Genomic DNA, 21,008 nt, shown 5'->3' with positions numbered 1-21,008 from the left:
TCAGAAAATGGTGGGCATGCGCGGCATGCCCTGGAGATGAAGAGCTACTTTTGCAGAAAATCCTGACGAACAGGGGTGAAGGTATCCAGCAGCGTTCCCGCCTTGAGGCAAACGCAGCCGTGCATAATTTCCGGTTTCTTGTAGAGCGTATCGCCGGCGCTGACCACGTGCTTTTCATCACCGATGGTGAACTCGAACTCGCCTGAGAGCACGTAGGTAAGCTGTTCATGGGGGTGGTTATGCATCGGCCCAATGGCGCCTTGTTCGAAGTTCACTTCAACCGCCATCATTTTGCCATCGTGCGCAAGAATGCGGCGCGTGACGCCATTACCCAGATCTTCAAGGGTGGTCTCTTTATGAAAAATAAACATCCGATGGTCCTGTGATTAAATGAAACAATGTTTCATTTAATCTATCCCATAATCCTGAAAAAGGAAACGATCGTCGGGAGAAGTGGAAAGTCGATCACAACTTTGTTCTACTGAAAAACTCACACAAGGAGGGATGATGAAAACGATTGGTCTGTTAGGCGGTATGAGCTGGGAATCAACGATTCCTTACTACCGGTTGATAAATGAAGGTATTAAATCACGCCTCGGCGGTCTGCACTCCGCCAGCCTGCTGTTGCACAGCGTCGATTTCCACGAAATTGAAGCCTGTCAGTCAAACGGCGACTGGGAACGCGCGGGCGAGATCCTCGCGCAGGCGGCCTTCGGCCTGCAGCAGGCGGGCGCCGAAGGGATCGTCCTGTGTACCAACACCATGCATAAAGTCGCGCAGGCGATAGAAACGCGCTGCGACGTGCCGTTTTTGCATATTGCCGACGCTACCGGACGAGCGATTATCGCAAAGGGCCAGCGCCGCGTTGCGCTATTAGGCACGCGCTATACCATGGAACAGGATTTTTATCGCGGCCGCCTGCAGCAGCAGTTTGCTATTGATACGCTGATTCCGGAAGCTGAAGATCGCACGCGGATTAACCAGATCATTTTTGATGAACTGTGCCTCGGCGTCTTTAACGCGCATTCACGCGACTACTATCTGCAGGTCATTGACGCTCTGGCGGAGCAGGGGGCGGAAGGGGTCATTTTTGGCTGCACCGAAATCGGCCTGCTGGTACCGGAAGAGAGCAGTCCGCTGCCGGTGTTTGATACCACAGCGATTCATGCGGCGGACGCGGTGGAGTTTATGCTTTCGTAAGTACCGCTTCGAGCGGGGTCAGGATGCGAGACATGCTGTTTTGCAAATGCAGTGCAAACGCATCGACCAGCGCGGATCCCGGTCGGTGGAGCGGGCGAACCAGGCTTACGGTAAAAGGCACTTCAACGCTAAAGCGTCGGACCACCACGCCGTTCCCGGCATAATCGAGCGCGGTGAGCGGGTTAACCACTGAAATGCCGACTCCGGCGCGCACCATAGCGCAAATGGAGGCGGCGCTGTGCGTTTCCACCACCATCCGCCGTTTCACCTGATGTTCATGAAACAGCGCATCGAGCAGCTGACGGTAGCTGTCGGTGCGCGACAGGCTAATATAGTTTTCACCATTAAAGTCTGCAGGCGTTAATACTTGCTTAGCGGCAAGCGGATGGCCCTGCGGCAATACGCACACTTCATTCAGGGTCAACAGGGGCGTACGCTCGGTTCCGGCGGGAGTATGCAGGGTCTCCGTCAATCCCAGATCGTGGCGCTGGGCGGAAAGCCACTCCTCCAGCAGCGGTGACTCCTGCGGGACGATTTGCAGGCTGACCTCCGGGTAGCGCGTCAAAAAAGGCTCCAGCAGTAGCGGCAGGAATGATTGGGAAAATACCGGCAGACAGGCGACCGACAGTTCGCCCTGGCGGAACTCGCGCAGGCTTTCCGCAGCGCTGACGATTCTGTCCAGGCCGTACCAGGAGCGCTGCACCTCTTCAAACAGGCGTAAACCCTGAACCGTTGGCTGCAGACGGCCGCGGGCGCGGGCGAACAGCGTTAATCCCAGCACCTTTTCAAAACGCGCCAGCTCGCGGCTGACGGTCGGCTGCGAGGTATGCAGCATTCTTGCGGCCTCGGTCAGATTGCCGGTGGTCATGACGGCATGGAAGATTTCAATATGACGCAGATTAACGGCGGGCATGAGTGTTCCTTAAGTAACGCAAGCCATATCATTTTTGCATAGACTGGCAATAAAACGATATTTTTTATTCCCCACGCGCTGTGGCGTAATCGTAAAAAAACAGAGATAACGCACACACAGCACCGGAGTTCTTTATGCCACACTCGCTTTACGCCACCAATACCGACCTGAACGCAGACAATCTGCTGCGTTTGCCCGCCGAGTTCGGCTGCCCGGTTTGGGTCTACGACGCGCAAATTATCCGCCGCCAGATTGCTCAGTTGAGCAAGTTCGACGTAGTGCGTTTTGCGCAGAAGGCCTGCTCGAATATCCACATCCTTCGCCTGATGCGCGAGCAGGGCGTGAAGGTGGATTCGGTGTCGTTGGGCGAGATCGAGCGCGCGCTGGCTGCCGGATACGATCCGCATCAGCATCCGGAAGATATCGTCTTTACCGCTGATCTGATCGACGATGCAACCCTGGCGCGGGTGAAAGAACTGCAGATCCCGGTCAACGCCGGCTCAATTGATATGCTGAGCCAGCTGGGCGAAGTTTCACCGGGCCATCGCGTCTGGTTGCGGGTTAACCCGGGGTTCGGTCACGGTCATAGCCAAAAAACCAATACCGGCGGCGAAAACAGCAAGCACGGCATCTGGCACAGTCATTTAACGGCGGCGCTGGAAGTGATGCGTCGTTATCAGCTACAGCTGGTGGGAATTCATATGCATATCGGCTCCGGCGTAGACTACGGCCACCTGGAGCAGGTCTGCGGCGCGATGGTGCGTCAGGTTGTCGAATTCGGTCAGGATCTGCAGGCGATCTCCGCCGGCGGCGGGCTGTCGATCCCTTACCGCGAAGGCGAAGAGGCGATCGATACCGATCACTATTTCGGCCTGTGGAACGCGGCGCGTGAACAGGTCGCTAAACACCTGGGCCATCCGGTCGCGCTTGAGATCGAACCGGGTCGCTTCCTGGTGGCGGAATCCGGCGTGCTGGTTTCTCAGGTTCGCAGCGTAAAAGAGATGGGCAGCCGCCACTTCGTGCTGATTGACGCCGGTTTTAATGATTTGATGCGTCCGGCGATGTACGGCAGCTATCACCATATTACCGCTCTGGCCGCGGACGGCCGCGATCTGAGCGCCGCAGCGGAGATAGAAACCGTGGTGGCCGGGCCGCTGTGCGAATCGGGCGATGTCTTTACCCAGCAGGAGGGAGGGAAAGTGGAAACCCGCCTGCTGCCTGCGGTGGTGCCGGGCGATTATCTGGTGCTGCACGATACCGGCGCTTACGGCGCGTCGATGTCCTCAAACTACAATAGTCGTCCGCTACTGCCGGAAGTGCTGTTCGACAACGGTAAAGCGCGGCTGATCCGCCGCCGTCAGACTATCGAAGAGCTGCTGGCGCTCGAGCAGCTGTAAGGCGCTGCCCGATGGCGCTTTGCTTATCGGGCCCGCTAATTATGCGTAATACGGCCCGGTGGTGACCGACTCGCGCAGCACCAGTTTGCCGGTAAACGGCGGTATGGTTTCGATCGGCTGACCGTTAGCCAGCTTGATCGCCTGATCGATAGCGGTGGTGATCATGTTATCGATCGGCAGATAGACCGTCGATAGCCCCGGTTCCAGCCATTTAGCGCTCGGCGCGTCATCAAAGCCAAACAGCGAAATATCCTGCGGGATCCGCAGCCCTGCCTGGTGCAGCGCCTTCGAAGCGCCCAGCGCCATATCATCGTTACAGGAAAACAGCGCGCTAAACGGCGTTTTCTCTTCCAGCAGCTCGCAGCAGAGTTCATAGCCGCGGCTCATGGTGGAGTCGCCGTATTTCACTTTCGCCGGATCCCACTTAATGCCGTGCTTTTTCAGCGCGTTACGATAGCCTTCCAGGCGAGCTTTACCCGTCGGCGTGTGCATCGGCACGGTAATACAGGCGATATCGCGATGGCCCTGGGTTATCAGATATTCCACCGCCTGAAACGCTGCATCCTGCTGTTCGAAAAACACGCAGCGCTCTCTCGCCTGGCTTACATCACGGTTAATCACCACCAGCGGCATGTCGATGGATTCAATCAGCGACATGATTTTCTTTTCGCTCATATGGCGGGTGTAAAGCACGATAGCATCGCACTGGCGGTCGGCCAGCATCTGCACCGCCTCTTCTTCACGTTCCGGCGCATCGTGGCCGTCGGTAACGATCAGCTGTTTACCCCAGGCTTCCGTCTGGCGGGAAGCCTGCTGCAGCAGGCGGCCAAAATAGAAGCCGTCAAAGGTAGAAACCACCAGTCCGATACTGTTGCTGGTGCGGTTCGCCAGCGAGCGGGCGAGAAAATTAGGCCGATAGCCCAGCTCTTCCATCGCCTTAAAAACCTGTTGGCGGGTGCTCTCTTTCACCTGACCCGTGCCGTTCAACACGCGGGAAACCGTCGCTTTAGAGACGCCTGCGCGAATTGAGACATCCAGCATTGTAGCCATTCATCCGATTCCTGATATCACGTGGTAACCCGCAGTTTATCACAGACATTCAGGGGGATATGGCTTGATGGCGGCGCAAAAAACTATCGCGATCACGCTTTTACAGGAATTGATCGCGCGGAAAATAAAACTGTAAATGCGGTATGCCAATTTCCGCCTTTCTGGAATACCAATAAACGAGTTGGGAGCTTAATCACAGAACTTATTCTCACCAGTGGCTATTTTTTGGTATGCCAATAGGTGTTTGGCTGTACACCTGGTGCGCTAAAAGCCCTTAAAACTGAGGTATCCTCTATGGCATTGCAGGACAAACTGATCGACTCACTGGGGAGTTTCGCCACGAAATTCAACAGCTACCGCTACATCATGGCGATAAAATCCGCCTTTATTACCCTGATGCCGGTGATCATCGTTGGCGCCTTTTCGGTGCTGATCTCCAATATGGTGCTGGATCCAAAAAACGGCCTCGCCAGCTTTCAGGCGCTCTCTTTTCTGGCGGCGCTCAAACCTATTACCAGCGCGATCAACTACGCCACCCTTAACTTTCTCAATATTGGCGCGGTGTTCCTTATTGGCATTGAGCTGGGGCGGATTAACGGCATTAAGAGCCTGTTCCCCGGACTGCTGGCGGTGATCTGCTTTATCTGCGTCACGCCGACCACCGTCGAGATGATGGTCGACGGGCAAATGCATGAAGTGAAGGATGTCCTGCTGCGCCAGTTCTCCGATACCCGCAGCCTGTTCCTTGGCATGTTTATCGCTATTCTGTCGGTGGAGATCTACTGCTGGCTGGAGGGCCGTAAGGGGCTGAAGATTAAGATGCCGGATACCGTGCCGCCCAACGTATCGGCATCATTTTCCGCGCTGATCCCGGCCATTATCACCACCACGGTGATTGCCACCTTTGGCTTTATTTTTCATCAGGCGACCGGCATGTATCTGTATGACGCGGTCTATCAGGTGGTGCAGCAGCCGCTGGAGCGGGTGGTGCAAAGCCTGCCGGGGATCCTGCTGCTGATGTTTGTCGCGCAGCTGTTCTGGGTTATCGGCATTCACGGTAATCAGATGATCAAACCGATCCGCGAACCGCTGCTGCTGGGAGCCATTACCGTCAATATGAGCGCCTTTGAGCAGGGCAAAGAAGTGCCGAATATCATCACCATGCCGTTCTGGGATGTCTATATGAGCATTGGCGGATCGGGACTGACGATTGGTCTGCTGATTGCGGTGATGATCGCCACTAAACGCAAAGAGATGAAAGAGATCGCCAAGCTATCGATTGGACCGGGCCTGTTCAATATCAACGAACCGGTCATTTTCGGGATGCCGATCATGCTCAATCCGATCCTCGCGATCCCCTTTATTATTACGCCGCTGGTGACCGGCAGCATCGGCTACTTCGCGACTGCCGCCGGTTTTGCCGGTAAAGCGGTGGTGATGGTGCCCTGGACCACGCCGCCGCTGATCAACGCCTGGCTGTCAACGGCGGGCTCGATGGGCGCGGTGGTGACGCAGCTTATCTGCATCCTGACCGCGGTGCTTATCTACCTGCCGTTTGTCAAAATTGCTTCCCGTCGCGCGGAAAACGCCCAGCGTCAGGCGGACAACGCGCAAGCCAGCGAAAATGCATGAGGAAACCATGACGACAGTAAAGATGGCCATTCCCCGCGACTTTATCCTCGGCGCCGCCGCTTCGGCGTGGCAAACCGAGGGCTGGAGCGGCAAGCAAGAGGGTCAGGATTCCTGGCCCGATCTCTGGTACAAGAACGACCGTCACGTCTGGCATAACGGCTACGGTCCGGCTGTGGCGACGGATTTTATCAACCGCTTCCGCGAAGATGTGCAGTTGATGAAGCTGGCCGGGCTCACCCACTACCGTACGTCGATAAACTGGTCGCGCTTTCTCACCGATTATGAAAACGTCACGGTCGATGAAGCCTATGCGACGTACTACGACCAGTTGTTCGATGAACTGCTGGCCAACGGCATCGAGCCGATGATCTGCCTTGAGCACTATGAACTTCCCGGCTATCTGCTGGAGCAGTACGGCGGTTGGGCGTCAAAAAAGGTGGTTGCGCTGTTTGTGCAGTATGCAGAGAAAGTTTTCGCCCGCTATCACCGCAAGGTTACGCGCTGGTTTACTTTCAATGAGCCGATCGTCGTGCAGACCCGCGTTTACCTGGACGCGCTGCGCTGGCCCTACGAGCAGAATACCGGCACCTGGATGCAGTGGAACCACCACAAGGTGCTGGCGACGGCAAAAGTGGTCCAGCTGTTCCGCGAGAAAGGCTATCGCGGCACGGTAGGTTGCATTCTTAACCCGGAGGTAACGTACCCGCGCTCAACAGCGCCGCATGACGTGCGCGCCGCCGAGCGCTACGATCTGTTCTATAACCGGATTTTTCTCGACCCGCTGGTCCACGGCGAATACCCGCCCGAGCTGCTGGCCCTGCTCGAACAGCACGAGGTTGCATGGGATTATCGAGCGGAAGAGCTGGCGATTATCCGCGAAAACACCGTCGATGAGCTGGGGATTAACCTTTACTATCCGCATCGCGTTAAAGCGCCATCGCGCGCCTGGCACCCGCAGACGCCGTTCCATCCGGCTTACTACTATGAGCCCTTTGAACTACCGGGACGACGGATGAATCACTCCCGCGGCTGGGAAATTTATCCGCAAATCATTTTTGATATGGCGATGCGGATCAAACGGGACTATCGCAATATTCCGTGGTTCGTGGCGGAAAGCGGCATGGGTGTGGAAAACGAAGGGCAGTTTCGCAATAGCGAAGGCACTATCGCCGACGACTACCGGATCCGTTTTATCAGCGAGCATCTTTGGCAGACGCTGCGCGCGCGGGAAGCGGGAGCCAACTGCCAGGGTTACATGCTATGGGCATTTACCGATAACGTTTCGCCAATGAACGCCTTTAAAAACCGCTACGGGCTGATTGAAATCGATCTGCAAAATAATCGTGCCCGGCGGCCCAAGGCGTCCGCCAGCTGGTTCCGTAAGCTTGGCGAGAGTCGCGAATTGACGCTGGATATTGATGATGAGTGGCGCTAGCCGGGCTGAAATTTTGCTAAGATAGCGGCCGATATTGACTCGCAGGCTCATAACGCACAGGTGATATTGTGGAGAAGGCTATCATTCCGCCGGAAAAGAAACCCTACCAGGAAATAGGTGATGATTTACGCGCACAGATTGCGCAGGGGCGCTATCCTATCGGGTCGCGCCTGCCGCCGGAACGCAATATCGCCGAGACCTACGGCGTGAGCCGTACCATCGTCCGTGAAGCGCTGTTGATGCTGGAGCTGCAGGGGACGGTTGATATCCGCCAGGGCTCAGGGGTGTATGTGATGCGCATCCCGCACGAGGACGATAGTGAGGAAGAACAGATGCTGAGCAGCGACGTCGGGCCCTTCGAAATCCTGCAGGCCCGCCAGCTGCTGGAGAGCAACATCGCCGCCTTTGCCGCCAAAATGGCCACCCGCGCCGATATCGATAACCTGAAGCGCATTATCGAGCAGGAGCAGCGGGCCATTGCCGCTAACGATACCAGCCAGGACAACGCCCGGCTGTTTCACCTGGTGCTGGCCGGCGCGACGCAAAATCAGATGCTGCTGGCGACGGTCGAGCGCATCTGGCTGCAGATGGACAGCAGCCCGCTGTGGCAGCAGTTCAACGTGCATATTGCCAGCCGGGCGTATCGCCTGAAGTGGCTCGGCGATCGGCAAACGCTTCTCGCCGCCCTGCGTCGTCGCGATGTGATGGGGGCCTGGCAGGCTATGTGGCAGCATCTCGAAAACGTTAAAAACAGTCTGCTGGAGCTGTCCGATGAAGACGCGCCGGACTTTGATGGCTACCTCTTTGAATCGGTGCCTATTTTTCAGGGGAAGCTGGTGTGATGATCCAACCCCTCTACGCCGCGCCGCAGCACGCTTCACGCGTGACGGAATGGCTATGGCGGGCTTTTGGCGGTGAAACGCTGCCGCAGGCGTTCTTCGCCAGTATTGTCGGGCATAGCCAGACGCCAGGGGCGCTGCCTATGACCTTTATTGCCGCTGAGGGGGAGACGCTGTTAGGCACCGTCGGCCTGTGGCGCTGCGATTTAATCAGCCGTCAGGACCTTTATCCATGGATGGCGGCGCTCTACGTGGCTCCTGAAGCGCGCGGGCAGGGGCTGGCCGGGAAACTACAGCAGCACGTTATCGACTATGCCCGAAAGCAGGGCTATGGCGAGCTGTTTCTCTACTCCGCCTGCCGCGATTTTTATGAACGTTTCGGCTGGCAGTACATCGGCGAAGGCCTGGATTATCCGGCCGCCGCCGTCAGTTTATACCGCTACGATTTGTCGCTATCGAGAGGCGCAATCACCGAGTGACGGCGGACCAGCGTAGGGCTGAAAAGATGCGTTATCTCCGGCGGAGGCCGATGTTCCGCCAGCGCTAATGCCAGCTCAGCGGCCTGAGTCGCCATGGTGATAATCGGATAGCGCACGGTAGTCAGCCGCGGCCGCACGTAGCGTGAAATCAGCACGTCATCAAAACCAATCAGCGAAATCTCGCGCGGCACATCAATCCCGTTATCGTTCAGGACGCCCATCGCGCCGGCGGCCATTGAGTCGTTATAGCAGGCGACGGCGGTAAAATTTCTGCCGCGGCCCAGCAGCTCGGTCATAGCCAGTTCGCCGCCGCTCTCATCGGGTTCGGCAAAGGTCACCAGCCGATCGTTGCACGGCAGGTTGCTCTCTTTTAACGCCGAATAGTAGCCCTGCAGCCGATCTTCGGCATCGGAAATGGCGTGGTTTGAGCAGAGATAGCCGATACGGGTGTGCCCCTGCTGAATCAGGTGGCGGGTAGCGAGCCACGCGCCGTAGCGGTCATCCAGCGCCACGCAGCGCTGCTCGAAGCCGGGCAGGATGCGGTTAATCAGCACCATGCCGGGGATTTGCTTCATCAGCGAGGCCAGCTCGTCGTCGGGGATAATTTTGGCATGAACCACCAGCGCAGCGCAGCGGTGGCGGATCAGCTGTTCAATCGCCTGACGCTCTTTGTGAAGGCTGTGATAGCCGTTGCCGATCAGCAAAAAATTGCCGGTATTGTAGGCAACCTGCTCGACGGCTTTGACCATCGCGCCGAAGAAGGGGTCGGAGACATCACCCACCACCAGGCCGACGGTTTCCGTTGACTGCTGCGCCAGCGCGCGGGCGTTGGCGTTGGGGTGATAATTTAGCGTTTCCATCGCCGCGCCTACTGACTGGCGCGAGGCTTCACTGGCTTTCGGTGAATTGTTAATCACGCGGGAGACGGTAGCGACAGAAACGCCTGCGAGTCGGGCTACATCCTTAATGGTCGCCATACCAGACCTTTCCCAGGGTAAGCGTTTACATACCGGTTATGGTACGGGAAAGCGCGGCAGATTCAAGGCCTGGTCGTTTCAGGTTAATGTAATTGTGATGCAGATTAGCGTTGCCGGTGAAATAGTTACCCACAGGGGAACGGAGAATGATACCGGGAAACGATAATTCACACCTTTGCTTACACTTTGCGATTAGCTGTTGCGAATGTTCGCTGGTTAACCCATTCAGTGCATTGATACTCTGGCTATCCCAGAGGTATTGATAGGTGGAGTCGACTTCAGGTTGACCACTCTAATTACACCAGCCTGCGCAGATGCGCAGGTTTTTTTTTGCCTGCCGCTGCCGTTGTTACAGTTAGCGAAAATAGCAATAACTGGTTGCACTTAGGCTTATTCCCTTGCGTTTTATGGCTGGCACCGGTGGAGGAAAAAACGAGACAATCAGGATCCCAGAGGTATTGATTGGTGAGTTTTTTACGTACGCTCTTCGTACTGATTATCTTGCACCGACCTGCGCGGATGCGCAGGTTTTTTTTGTCCTGAATTCCGCTCCCCACACTGCATTTCCCGCCGCTTCTCGTGTAACCTGCTTTGACTGATTAACCGGTCAAACGGAGTTGTTATGCTTTTGGGATTTTTTAGACTGCTATTCAAAGGATTGTATCGGGTAAGGCTTACCGGTGACACGCAGGCGCTGTACCAGCAAAAGGTACTGATCACCCCAAACCATGTCTCTTTTATTGACGGCGTTCTGCTGGCGCTTTTCCTGCCGGTGCGCCCGGTCTTTGCGGTCTATTCCTCGATTAGCGAGCGCTGGTTTATGCGCGCGCTAAAGCCGCTGATTGATTTTGTCCCGCTGGATCCCACCAAACCGATGTCGATAAAGCATCTGGTACGCCTCATTGAGCAGGGTCGCCCGGTGGTGATTTTTCCGGAAGGGCGCATTTCGGTGAGCGGTTCGCTGATGAAGATTTACGACGGCGCGGCCTTTGTGGCGGCGAAGTCGCAGGCAACCATAGTGCCGCTGAGAATCGAAGGCGCCGAATTAACCCATTTTAGCCGTCTGAAGGGGCTGGTCAGACGCCGCCTGTTCCCGCGCATTCAGCTGCACCTGCTGCCGCCGACTCATTTGCCGATGCCCGAGGCGCCGCGCGCCCGCGACCGGCGAAAAATTGCCGGTGAGATGCTGCATCAGATCATGATGGAGGCGCGGATGGCGGTGCGCCCGCGCGAAACGCTGTACGAGTCTCTGCTGGCGGCCCAGGACCGCTTCGGCGCGCGTAAAAACTGCGTGGAAGATATCAACTTTCAGCCGGACACCTACCGCAAGCTGCTGACCAAAACCCTGTTCGTGGCGCGTATTCTGGAAAAATACAGCGCTCAGGGCGAAAAAATCGGCCTGATGCTGCCGAATGCGGGAATTAGCGCGGCGGTGATTTTCGGCGCGATCGCCCGTGGACGGATCCCGGCGATGATGAATTATACCGCCGGAGTGAAAGGCCTGAGCAGCGCCATTACCGCGGCGGAAATCAAAACCATCTTTACCTCACGCACCTTTCTCGATAAAGGCAAGCTCTGGCACCTGCCCGAGCAGTTGACTCAGGTGCGCTGGGTGTTTCTCGAAGATTTAAAAGGCGACGTTACCGCCGCCGATAAGCTGTGGATTTTTGGCCATCTGCTGATGCCGAAGCTGGCGCAGGTGAAGCAGGAGCCGGAAGATGCGGCGATGATCCTGTTTACCTCCGGCTCGGAAGGCAATCCGAAAGGAGTGGTACATAGCCACAAGAGCCTGCTGGCCAACGTCGAACAGATTAAAACAATTGCCGACTTTACCGCTAACGACCGCTTTATGTCGGCGCTGCCGCTGTTCCACTCCTTTGGCCTGACGGTCGGCCTGCTGACCCCGCTGTTTACCGGCGCGGAAGTCTTCCTCTATCCCAGCCCGTTACACTACCGCGTGGTGCCGGAACTGGTATATGACCGTAACTGTACCGTGCTGTTCGGCACCTCCACCTTCCTCGGCAACTACGCCCGCTTTGCGAATCCCTATGATTTCTATCGCCTGCGTTACGTTGTCGCCGGCGCAGAGAAGCTGCAGGAGAGCACGAAGCAGATCTGGCAGGACAAGTTTGGTCTGCGCATTCTTGAAGGCTACGGCGTCACCGAATGCGCGCCGGTGGTGTCGATTAACGTGCCGATGGCGACAAAAGTGGGCACCGTTGGCCGAATTCTGCCTGGAATGGATGCGCGTTTGTTGGCGATGCCCGGAATTGAAGAGGGAGGCCGGCTGCAGCTTAAAGGGCCGAACATCATGAACGGCTATCTGCGGGTGGAAAATCCGGGCGTACTGGAAGCGCCCGCGGCGGAGAATCAGCACGGAGAAGTGGAAAACGGCTGGTACGACACCGGAGATATCGTCAGCTTTGACGAGCAGGGCTACGTGCGGATACAGGGCCGCGCGAAGCGCTTTGCCAAAATCGCCGGCGAGATGGTGTCGCTGGAGATGGTCGAGCAGGTGGCGCTGGCGGTTTCGCCGGACAAAATGCACGCCACGGCGATTAAACAGGACGCCAGCAAAGGCGAGGCGCTGGTGCTGTTTACCACCGATAATGAACTGAATCGTGAAAAACTGCTGCGCTATGCCCGCGAACACGGCGTACCGGAGCTGGCGGTACCGCGCGACATTCGCTGGCTGAAACAGCTCCCGGTATTGGGCAGCGGCAAGCCGGACTTTGTCACTCTTAAAAGTATGGTTGATCGGACGGAAGATTCGGATGAGTGAGTCAGTACACACTAACAATTCGCTGTACTCGAAAGGGATGATAGCGGTTATCTGCGCCCAGTTTCTCTCAGCATTCGGCGACAACGCGCTGCTGTTCGCTACCCTGGCGCTGATGAAGCAGCTGTTCTACCCGGAGTGGAGCCAGCCGGTATTACAGATGTTGTTTGTGGGCGCTTACATTCTTTTTGCGCCGTTTGTCGGGCAATTTGCCGATAGCTTTGCTAAGGGACGAGTGATGATGGTAGCCAACGGCCTGAAGCTTATCGGCGCGGGCTGCATCTGCTTCGGCGTGAATCCGTTTCTCGGCTATACCCTGGTCGGTATCGGCGCCGCCGCCTATTCTCCGGCTAAATACGGCATCCTTGGCGAGCTGACCACCGGCGATAAGTTAGTGAAAGCGAATGGCCTGATGGAGTCATCCACCATTGCGGCGATCCTGCTCGGCTCGATGGCGGGCGGTATTCTCGCCGACTGGCACGTTGTGGCGGCGCTCAGCGTCTGCGCGGTGGTGTACGCCGGGGCGGTCGTTGCCAATCTGTGGATCCCGAAGTTGCCCGCGGCGCGTCCGGGGCAATCCTGGCGCTTCAGGCCGATGACCCACAGCTTTTTCAGCGCCTGTACGACCCTATGGCGCAACGGCGAAACCCGCTTTTCATTAGTCGGCACCAGCTTGTTCTGGGGAGCGGGAGTGACGCTGCGCTTTCTGCTGGTGCTGTGGGTCCCGGTAGCGCTGGGCATTACCAGCAACGCGATGCCGACCTACCTTAACGCGATGGTGGCGGTGGGGATCGTGCTGGGAGCTGGCGCGGCGGCGAAGCTGGTGACGCTGGAAACGGTGTCGCGCTGTATGCCTGCCGGGATATTAATTGGCGTGGCGGTCATCTTTTTCGCCATCCAGCAGGCGCTGCTGCCGGCGTTTGCTCTGCTGCTGCTGCTCGGCGCGTTTGGCGGCTTCTTTATCGTGCCGCTCAATGCGCTGCTCCAGGAGCGCGGCAAGCATACGGTCGGCGCGGGCAACGCTATCGCGGTGCAGAACCTGGGCGAAAACGTGGCGATGCTGCTGATGTTGGGGCTCTATTCGCTGGCGGTGAGCATCGGTATTCCGGTGGTCGGCGTGGGGATGGGTTTTGGCGTAGTGTTCGCGCTGGCAATTACCGCCCTGTGGATCTGGGGACGGCGCAAATAACATCCCCGGCTCGCGCTGCGCTTAGCCAGGCTACCGTTCCGCCTATGCGGTGACGCTGTAGCCCGGATAAGGCGTCAGCCGCAATCCGGGAATATCCCCCCGCATGCGCAGCGCTTAGCCAGGCTGCCGTTCCGTGCCTGCGGCGATGTTGTAGCCCGGATAAGGCGTCAGCCGCAATCCGGGAGCTTTTAGAACTTGTAGCCCGAAAAGATGCTTAGCATCGCCTCCGGGAAAGAGGCCTGCATGGTTGCGCCATTTTGTCGCCCGGACAAGGCGTTCACGCCGCGACCGGGACTTTACGCTCTTACGGCGCCGGGTAGGTATAAACCTGATGCACCGCTTCAATCTCCGCTAACACCTCTGCGCTCAGCTCCAGATGGAGGCTTTCGACGTTGGTTTTCAGCTGTTCCATGGTCGTCGCGCCCAGCAGGGTACTGGCGACAAACGGCTGACGACGCACGAAGGCCAGCGCCATTTGTGCCGGGTCAAGGTTATGCCGCTTCGCGATATCGACATAGGCCGCCACCGCTTTTTGCGTTTGCTCGCCGCTATAGCGCGTAAAACGGCTGAACAGCGTATTGCGCGCGCCGGCCGGTTTTGCGCCATTGAGGTACTTCCCGGTCAGCGTACCGAACGCGAGGCAGGAATAGGCCAGCAGTTCAACGCCTTCATACTGGCTAACTTCCGCCAGGCCCACTTCATAGCTGCGGTTCACCAGGCTGTACGGGTTCTGGATCGTCACAATGCGCGGCAGGTCGTGTTTATCCGCAAGATGAAGGTAACGCATGACGCCAAATGCTGTTTCGTTGGAAACGCCGATATAGCGAATTTTGCCGGCACGCTGGAATTCAGCCAGAGCATCCAGCGTATCCAGGAGAGTGACGACCGGCGCGGAATCGGCCCAGGTGTAGCCCAGTTTGCCGAAACAGTTGGTTGGGCGCTGCGGCCAGTGTACCTGATAGAGATCGAGATAATCGGTCTGCAGGCGCTTCAGGCTGTCGTGAAGCGCCTCGCGGATATTTTTACGATCCAGTTTGTGGTCAGGACGGATGCTGCTGTCGTTATTGCGGGCAGGGCCGCTGACTTTAGAGGCGATAACCAGCTTCTCGCGGTTACCGCGCTTCGCCAGCCAGTTGCCGACGTAGGTTTCCGTCAGACCCTGGGTTTCCGGGCGCGGCGGGACGGGATACATTTCAGCGACATCGATCAGGTTTATGCCCTGGCTCACGGCGTAATCGAGCTGCTCATGGGCGTCTGCCTCGCTATTCTGCTCACCAAACGTCATTGTGCCCAGCCCCAGCGTGCTGATTTCAAGAGAACTGTGTGGGATACGGTGATACTGCATAGCCGGCTTCCTTTTTTTATCAACAAGGTCAGGCGTTCCCCGACAAAGGAATATAAAAATGGCAGAGGGGAAGAAAAAGGGGAAGTAAAAAAATCAAAAAAGCCGGGCTGGCGGAATCAGGCCTGACGAATCCTCGCGGACAGATCAGGTGTATCCCGACTTTTATTTTAATGCTGAAGAATATTGAAACCTGCTTAGGCGAGCGATAAAGGAGCCATCGCTGCGTAGCGGCGAGTCTTAACGTTTAATAATCTGCGAAACGTCATCACGATTGATCTGCATTTTATTACCCTGCTGATCTTCGTAGCTGATAAGGCCAGTATCGTCGTCTATAGCGGGTTTGCCGTCAGTCAGAATCATGCGACCATCTTTGGTTGCCATGACGTAATCGCTGCTGCAACCTGAAACCGAGAACGCCAGTCCTACGGCGGAAATCAATACTGCCCATTTTTTCATCGTTATCACCCCTATTATAGCCGCACCTCGTACCAGTATATTAATAGCCTGATTTGTGAGACATAAAAAGCAGTTAAGTCTTAAAAAAAGATTGCAGCCCGTTTCAGGGCTGCATTTTAGCGCTCTACAGCGGATTTTTTTTATTTCGCAGCAGGTTGAGGCTCTCAACCGCAATCGAGAAGAACATGGCGAAATAGATGTAACCTTTCGGCACGTGCACGTCGAAACTTTCGAGCATCAGCGTAAAGCCGACAAGGATCAAAAACGACAGCGCCAGCATTTTTACCGAAGGGTGGCGATCGACAAAATCGCCTATCGAGCGGGCGGCAACCATCATCACCAGCACCGCGATAACTACTGCCGCCATCATTATAAACAGATGATCCGACAGCCCAACGGCGGTAATGACCGAATCGAGGCTGAAAATAATATCCAGCAGCATAATCTGCACGATAGCGCCCATAAATGAATGGACGTTGGTTTTCAGCCCTTCTTCTTCGCCTTCGATGGATTCGTGGATCTCTTTACTCGCTTTCCAGATCAGAAACAGCCCGCCGAGCAGCAGGATCAGATCGCGAAAAGAGATCTCCTGACCTAATACGGTAAAGAGAGGGTTAGTGAGCTTGACGACCCATGCGATTGACGCCAGCAGCGCCAGACGCATGATCATCGCGCCCATCAGCCCAATGCGGCGGGCATGTGCCCGTTGTGCCGTGGGCAGCTTAGCGACCACCAGAGAGAGGAAAATAATATTATCGATCCCGAGCACTATCTCCAGCAGCGTCAGCGTACCAAGCGCCAGCCAGGCGTTAGGATCGGTTACCCATGCAAATAACATCGTTCAAAGTCCTGCAAAATAGAAAGAAGCAATTATATGCAACCGTCATGGCAGAACAAAAAATTAATCATCATCCAGGCCGTTCAGCTTTGGTTTCCCTTTTTGTTAGCCGATTGCGCTGAACCAGGTCGCGTAAGGTTTCTACGCTTCGGCAGGCATTTAATGACCGCCGTGAAGCAAGCCGATTTATTTAGGGTAAAGAAGAAAATGGCGGGCGAGCAGGGCGGCGGTAAAATTTTTCTTCAAATAGAAACCGCGCGGTAAGGTGAGGATCGGCTCGCCGCGGGCGCCTACGGCCTCGGTCAGCGCTTTGCTGTTGGCCGCTTTCGGGCGCAGCTGCAGAACTTCGCCGTGGCGAGCGGTGATACGTTCGACCTGGCCAAGGACGATCAGGTCCATCAGCTCTTCCCAATCCATACGTAGCTGTCGCTCTTCTTCTTCGCTGGGGCTCCACAGCAGCGGAGCGCCAACGCGGCGGTCGGCTAAAGGGATCGCGCGATCGCCCTCTACCGGTACCCACAGCACGCGCTTAAGCTTGTGACGAACGTGGCTGCTCTCCCAGGTAACGCCGCTGTTGCCGGTTAGCGGCGCGACGCAGACGAAGGTAGTTTCCAGCGGCCGGCCAAAAGCATCGATGGGAATCGTTTTCAGCTCAACGCCGAGGGCGGCGAAATCCTGCTCCGGCTTGCTGCCGGCGCTCGCCCCCAGCCATATTTCCAGCAGAATACCGATCCAGCCTTTATCACGTTTTAAATCGCGCGGAATGGGAATTCCGGCAAGCATCGCCAGCTCTCCCAGCGAATAGCCTGCCAGCTGCTGCGCCTGGGCCAGCAGCTGCGCCTGGCTTTGCGGGGGGGATAACAGCGGCGCGATGGTCGACATAACGTAAAACCTCTGGCTAAAAAATGAGCGGTAATTTCATCCGTTGTGGATAGAGTTTACCTTTTCTTGGGTAAGTATGACAATTTGATGATTCATATAGCTTTTTTTGCGATTTTTTGCCGCGATGAAATTTGTAAAACCGGGTTTTCCAGAACTGGTCACCGACAATGAACAGGATCTTACACCATGTTATCCACAGAAAAATGGGATAACTGGGGAAAAGCCCCACTACTGTTTCCATTTACAGCCTTGACGTGAGAGGAAAATCGAGTTTTTAGACAAAATATGCCCAGAGCGCTTGCGTAATCTGTGGATAAAACCAACATTGCTCGATCTTTCATCAGTTCCAGGATCGCTTATGTGATGATCGTCACGTTATGCAGTGGATTATGAAATTTCACCATGCTAACTTAATGAAAATTAGGTCATTATTATCGAGGGTTATGACTACGCCGTTCGGATGATTCCGGGTTTTCCCTGGTTAATTCCGTACTTCTTCACAACTCTATCCACAGAAAAAGTGAATAAAATCGTCCGGGTACGGCTTTCGCTGTTTATAACTCCGGGTATTACTGTGAGTTATTCAAATGTTATTCGATCTCATCGCCCTCACAGAGTGGTTTACCGTTTCCAGCGAGTGTGAAACAATCATTCACATTGAAGCTTATTTTGAGGTAGTCCGGTGATTGATGACGATGGCTACCGCCCAAATGTCGGTATTGTAATCTGTAATCGCCAGGGCCAGGTTATGTGGGCCAGGCGCTATGGTCAGCACTCGTGGCAGTTCCCGCAAGGGGGCATAAATCCAGGAGAATCAGCAGAGCAGGCGATGTATCGGGAATTGTTCGAAGAAGTCGGGCTTAGCCGCAAAGATGTGCGGATCCTCGCTTCAACCCGTAACTGGTTGCGTTACAAATTGCCTAAACGTTTGGTGCGTTGGGACACAAAGCCGGTATGTATCGGCCAGAAACAGAAGTGGTTTCTCCTGCAATTGATAGGCAGTGATGCAGATGTCAATATGCAAACCAGCAGTACACCTGAGTTTGATGGCTGGCGATGGGTAAGCTACTGGTACCCGGTGCGTCAGGTGGTGTCGTTTAAGCGCGACGTATACCGCAGGGTGATGAAAGAGTTTGCCAGCGTCACAATGGCGCTGGCGGAAAACACGCCTAAGCCGCAAAGCGCGCCTGCATATCGACGTAAAAGAGGTTAAGCCACGCACATTATGCTCACTCGGTTGCGAGAAATAGTCGAGAAGGTCGCGAGTGCGCCACGTTTAAACGAGGCGCTGGATATCCTGGTAACCGATATCTGCGCTGCGATGGAGACGGAAGTTTGTTCGGTTTATCTGGCTGATCATGACCGACGCTGTTATTACCTGATGGCGACGCGCGGGTTGAAAAAGCCCCGCGGGCGCATCGTTGCGCTTGCTTTTGATGAAGGCCTGGTCGGCCTGGTCGGCCGCCTGGCGGAACCCATCAACCTCGCCGACGCGCAAAAGCACCCCAGCTTTAAATATATTCCTGCCGTAAAAGAGGGCCGCTTTCGCGCTTTCCTCGGGGTGCCGATTATCCAGCGGCGTCAGCTGCTCGGCGTGCTGGTGGTACAGCAGCGCGAGCTGCGCCAGTTTGACGAAAGCGAAGAGTCTTTTCTTGTCACGCTGGCCACGCAAATCGCCGGCATTCTCTCCCAGTCCCAGCTAAACGCGCTATTTGGTCAGTATCGTCAGACCCGCATCCGCGCGCTGCCCGCATCGTCCGGCGTAGCAATTGCCGAAGGCTGGATGGACGTCAGCCTGCCGCTGATGGAGCAGGTTTATGAAGCCTCAACCCTCGATACCGCTTCCGAGCGCGAGCGGCTGACCGGCGCGCTGGAAGAGGCGGCGAATGAGTTTCGCCGCTACAGCAAACGCTACTCTGCCGGCGCGCAGAAAGAGACGGCGGCCATTTTTGACCTCTATTCACACCTGCTCTCTGACGCGCGCCTGCGCCGCGAGCTGTTTGCCGAAGTGGATAAAGGCGCGGTGGCCGAATGGGCGGTGAAAAAGATCATCGAGAAATTCGCCGAACAGTTTGCCGCGCTCAGCGATGGCTATCTGAAAGAGCGCGCGGGCGATCTGCGCACGCTGGGCCAGCGGCTGCTTTTCCATCTCGACGACAGTATTCAGGGGCCAAATACCTGGCCGGAGCGCATCGTGCTGGTGGCGGATGAACTGTCGGCCACCACCTTAGCGGAGGTTCCTCAGGATCGTTTAGCCGGCGTGGTGGTGCGCGATGGCGCGGCGAACTCCCATGCCGCGATTATGGTCCGCGCGTTGGGCATTCCGACGGTGATGGGGGCGGATATCCAGCCTTCGTTGCTGCACGGCCATACGCTGATTGTCGATGGCTATCGCGGCGAGCTGCTGGTCGACCCGGAGCCGGTGCTGCTGCAAGAGTATCAGCGCCTGATCAGCGAAGAAAACGAGCTTAGCCGCCTGGCTGAGGACGATCTTGAACGCGCTTCGGAACTGAAAAGCGGCGAGCGGGTAAAAGTGATGCTCAACGCGGGCCTGAGCCCCGAGCATGAAGAAAAGCTCGGCAATTTCGTCGACGGGATTGGACTTTACCGTACCGAAATCCCCTTTATGCTGCAAAGCGGCTTCCCCTCTGAAGAGGAGCAGGTTGCCCAATATCAGGGCATGCTGCAGATGTTCAACGATAAATCGGTGACGCTGCGCACGCTGGACATCGGCGCGGACAAACAGCTGCCGTACATGCCGATCAGCGAAGAGAACCCGTGCCTTGGCTGGCGTGGGATTCGGATCACGCTCGATCAGCCGGAGATCTTTCTGGTTCAGGTCCGCGCGATGCTGCGTGCCAACGCGGCGACCGGAAACCTCAGCATCCTGCTGCCGATGGTTACCAGCCTCGATGAAGTGGATGAGGCTCGTCGCCTGATCGATCGCGCCAGCCGCGAAGTGGAAGAGATGATCGGCTACGCCATTCCCCGCCCGCGTCTTGGCGTGATGCTGGAAGTGCCGTCGATGGTCTTTATGCTGCCGCAGCTGGCGAACCGCGTCGATTTTATTTCCGTCGGCACCAACGATCTGACCCAGTACATTCTGGCGGTGGATCGCAATAATACCCGGGTCGCCAGTATGTATGACAGCCTGCATCCTGGGGTTCTGCGGGCGCTGGCGATGATCGCCCGCGACGCCGAGCGTTTTGGTATCGATCTGCGCCTGTGCGGAGAAATGGCGGGCGATCCGATGTGCGTGACGATCCTGATTGGCATGGGTTATCGTCATCTGTCGATGAACGGCCGTTCGGTGGCGAGAGTGAAGTATCTGCTGCGGCGCATCGATATCAATGAAGCTCAGGAGCTTTCGCAGCGAAGCCTGGAAGCGCAGATGACCGCCGAAGTGCGCCATCAGGTTGCGGCATTTATGGAACGACGAGGACTCGGCGGCCTGATTCGCGGCGGCCGTTAGCGCGGGCTACGGTTCAAGAATTTGTAGCCCGGGTAAGGCGTTAGCCGTGGCCCGGGACAACGCTGACGAGGTTCGAGCGGCCTGAGGGTTGGGTAGCCCGGACAGGCGCAGCGCGCCGCCTCCGG

At 56.4% G+C, this 21,008-nt stretch carries 18 protein-coding genes and 1 pseudogene; 10 read left to right on the top strand and 9 right to left on the bottom strand.

What is annotated here, in order from left to right; translation table 11 throughout:
* Window positions 1-44: 44 nt before the first annotated feature.
* Window positions 45-371, bottom strand: coding sequence for a cupin domain-containing protein (locus HMPREF3178_RS22290; protein WP_004105284.1), 327 nt, complete (start codon window positions 369-371; stop codon window positions 45-47).
* 136 nt (window positions 372-507) lie between these two features.
* Between HMPREF3178_RS22290 and HMPREF3178_RS22285 the strand changes: the two genes are divergently transcribed.
* On the top strand, window positions 508-1,200 hold the full coding sequence (locus HMPREF3178_RS22285) for an aspartate/glutamate racemase (RefSeq protein WP_024274657.1): 693 nt from the start codon (window positions 508-510) through the stop codon (window positions 1,198-1,200).
* Here HMPREF3178_RS22285 and HMPREF3178_RS22280 read toward each other — a convergent pair.
* Entirely contained in the window at window positions 1,187-2,113 is a 927-nt protein-coding gene (locus HMPREF3178_RS22280) for a LysR family transcriptional regulator (RefSeq protein ID WP_024274656.1), read from the bottom strand. The genes HMPREF3178_RS22285 and HMPREF3178_RS22280 overlap by 14 nt on opposite strands.
* Before the next feature lie 134 nt (window positions 2,114-2,247).
* Between HMPREF3178_RS22280 and lysA the strand changes: the two genes are divergently transcribed.
* Window positions 2,248-3,510 (top strand): diaminopimelate decarboxylase, encoded by a 1,263-nt coding sequence (gene lysA, locus HMPREF3178_RS22275; RefSeq protein WP_023321566.1) that lies wholly within the window; start codon window positions 2,248-2,250, stop codon window positions 3,508-3,510.
* A gap of 39 nt (window positions 3,511-3,549) precedes the next feature.
* Here lysA and HMPREF3178_RS22270 read toward each other — a convergent pair whose 3' ends face one another.
* Window positions 3,550-4,551: a LacI family DNA-binding transcriptional regulator gene (locus HMPREF3178_RS22270; RefSeq protein ID WP_162098332.1), complete on the bottom strand. Its 1,002-nt coding sequence runs from the start codon at window positions 4,549-4,551 to the stop codon at window positions 3,550-3,552.
* 303 nt (window positions 4,552-4,854) lie between these two features.
* On the opposite strand from HMPREF3178_RS22270, the gene HMPREF3178_RS22265 reads away from it, so the two are divergent.
* The 4 genes from HMPREF3178_RS22265 to HMPREF3178_RS22250 all read left to right on the top strand — a co-directional run bounded on the left by HMPREF3178_RS22265 (window position 4,855) and on the right by HMPREF3178_RS22250 (window position 8,945).
* Entirely contained in the window at window positions 4,855-6,192 is a 1,338-nt protein-coding gene (locus tag HMPREF3178_RS22265; RefSeq protein ID WP_004115108.1) for a PTS sugar transporter subunit IIC, read from the top strand.
* A gap of 7 nt (window positions 6,193-6,199) precedes the next feature.
* Complete coding sequence (locus tag HMPREF3178_RS22260) at window positions 6,200-7,627, top strand: glycoside hydrolase family 1 protein (protein WP_004105271.1); 1,428 nt, start codon at window positions 6,200-6,202, stop codon at window positions 7,625-7,627.
* A gap of 68 nt (window positions 7,628-7,695) precedes the next feature.
* Window positions 7,696-8,469, top strand: coding sequence for a GntR family transcriptional regulator (locus HMPREF3178_RS22255; protein ID WP_004105268.1), 774 nt, complete (start codon window positions 7,696-7,698; stop codon window positions 8,467-8,469).
* Window positions 8,466-8,945 (top strand): GNAT family N-acetyltransferase, encoded by a 480-nt coding sequence (locus HMPREF3178_RS22250; RefSeq protein ID WP_016809909.1) that lies wholly within the window; start codon window positions 8,466-8,468, stop codon window positions 8,943-8,945. Before HMPREF3178_RS22255 ends, HMPREF3178_RS22250 begins: the two co-directional genes overlap by 4 nt.
* Here HMPREF3178_RS22250 and galR read toward each other — a convergent pair.
* Window positions 8,906-9,922 (bottom strand): HTH-type transcriptional regulator GalR, encoded by a 1,017-nt coding sequence (gene galR, locus HMPREF3178_RS22245; protein WP_004105264.1) that lies wholly within the window; start codon window positions 9,920-9,922, stop codon window positions 8,906-8,908. The two genes, HMPREF3178_RS22250 and galR, sit on opposite strands and share 40 nt — an antisense overlap.
* A gap of 622 nt (window positions 9,923-10,544) precedes the next feature.
* Between galR and aas the strand changes: the two genes are divergently transcribed.
* The gene (gene aas / locus HMPREF3178_RS22240; RefSeq protein ID WP_016809907.1) at window positions 10,545-12,704 is read left to right on the top strand and encodes a bifunctional acyl-ACP--phospholipid O-acyltransferase/long-chain-fatty-acid--ACP ligase; all 2,160 of its coding nucleotides are present in this window, start codon (window positions 10,545-10,547) and stop codon (window positions 12,702-12,704) included.
* Window positions 12,697-13,890 (top strand): lysophospholipid transporter LplT, encoded by a 1,194-nt coding sequence (gene lplT / locus HMPREF3178_RS22235; protein ID WP_016809906.1) that lies wholly within the window; start codon window positions 12,697-12,699, stop codon window positions 13,888-13,890. The genes aas and lplT overlap by 8 nt, the downstream gene beginning before the upstream one ends.
* A 304-nt stretch (window positions 13,891-14,194) precedes the next feature.
* On the opposite strand, the gene HMPREF3178_RS22230 is transcribed toward lplT, so the two are convergent.
* From HMPREF3178_RS22230 to HMPREF3178_RS31870, 5 genes and pseudogenes are all read right to left on the bottom strand, one after another.
* The gene (locus HMPREF3178_RS22230; RefSeq protein WP_004105257.1) at window positions 14,195-15,235 is read right to left on the bottom strand and encodes an NADP(H)-dependent aldo-keto reductase; all 1,041 of its coding nucleotides are present in this window, start codon (window positions 15,233-15,235) and stop codon (window positions 14,195-14,197) included.
* Window positions 15,236-15,472: 237 nt separating this feature from the next.
* Entirely contained in the window at window positions 15,473-15,691 is a 219-nt protein-coding gene (locus tag HMPREF3178_RS22225; protein WP_004105255.1) for a YgdI/YgdR family lipoprotein, read from the bottom strand.
* Window positions 15,692-15,815: 124 nt separating this feature from the next.
* A complete protein-coding gene (locus HMPREF3178_RS22220) occupies window positions 15,816-16,529 on the bottom strand; it encodes a TerC family protein (protein ID WP_004105253.1) in 714 nt (237 codons plus the stop codon).
* A gap of 186 nt (window positions 16,530-16,715) precedes the next feature.
* Window positions 16,716-17,411, bottom strand: coding sequence for a DNA mismatch repair endonuclease MutH (gene mutH, locus HMPREF3178_RS22215; protein ID WP_004105252.1), 696 nt, complete (start codon window positions 17,409-17,411; stop codon window positions 16,716-16,718).
* A gap of 88 nt (window positions 17,412-17,499) precedes the next feature.
* Window positions 17,500-17,640 (bottom strand): annotated as a pseudogene (locus HMPREF3178_RS31870) (hypothetical protein); the annotation flags it as partial.
* Between the two features lie 453 nt (window positions 17,641-18,093).
* Here HMPREF3178_RS31870 and rppH point away from each other — a divergent pair.
* On the top strand, window positions 18,094-18,624 hold the full coding sequence (gene rppH, locus HMPREF3178_RS22210) for an RNA pyrophosphohydrolase (RefSeq protein ID WP_004105248.1): 531 nt from the start codon (window positions 18,094-18,096) through the stop codon (window positions 18,622-18,624).
* 12 nt (window positions 18,625-18,636) lie between these two features.
* Entirely contained in the window at window positions 18,637-20,883 is a 2,247-nt protein-coding gene (ptsP, locus tag HMPREF3178_RS22205) for a phosphoenolpyruvate--protein phosphotransferase (RefSeq protein WP_004105247.1), read from the top strand.
* Window positions 20,884-21,008: the final 125 nt, after the last annotated feature.

This window comes from Klebsiella sp. HMSC09D12, assembly GCF_001808475.1.
Lineage (GTDB): Bacteria > Pseudomonadota > Gammaproteobacteria > Enterobacterales > Enterobacteriaceae > Klebsiella > Klebsiella oxytoca.
Note: the sequence above shows the minus strand (reverse complement) of the source record. Positions and strands in the feature narration are given on the sequence as shown.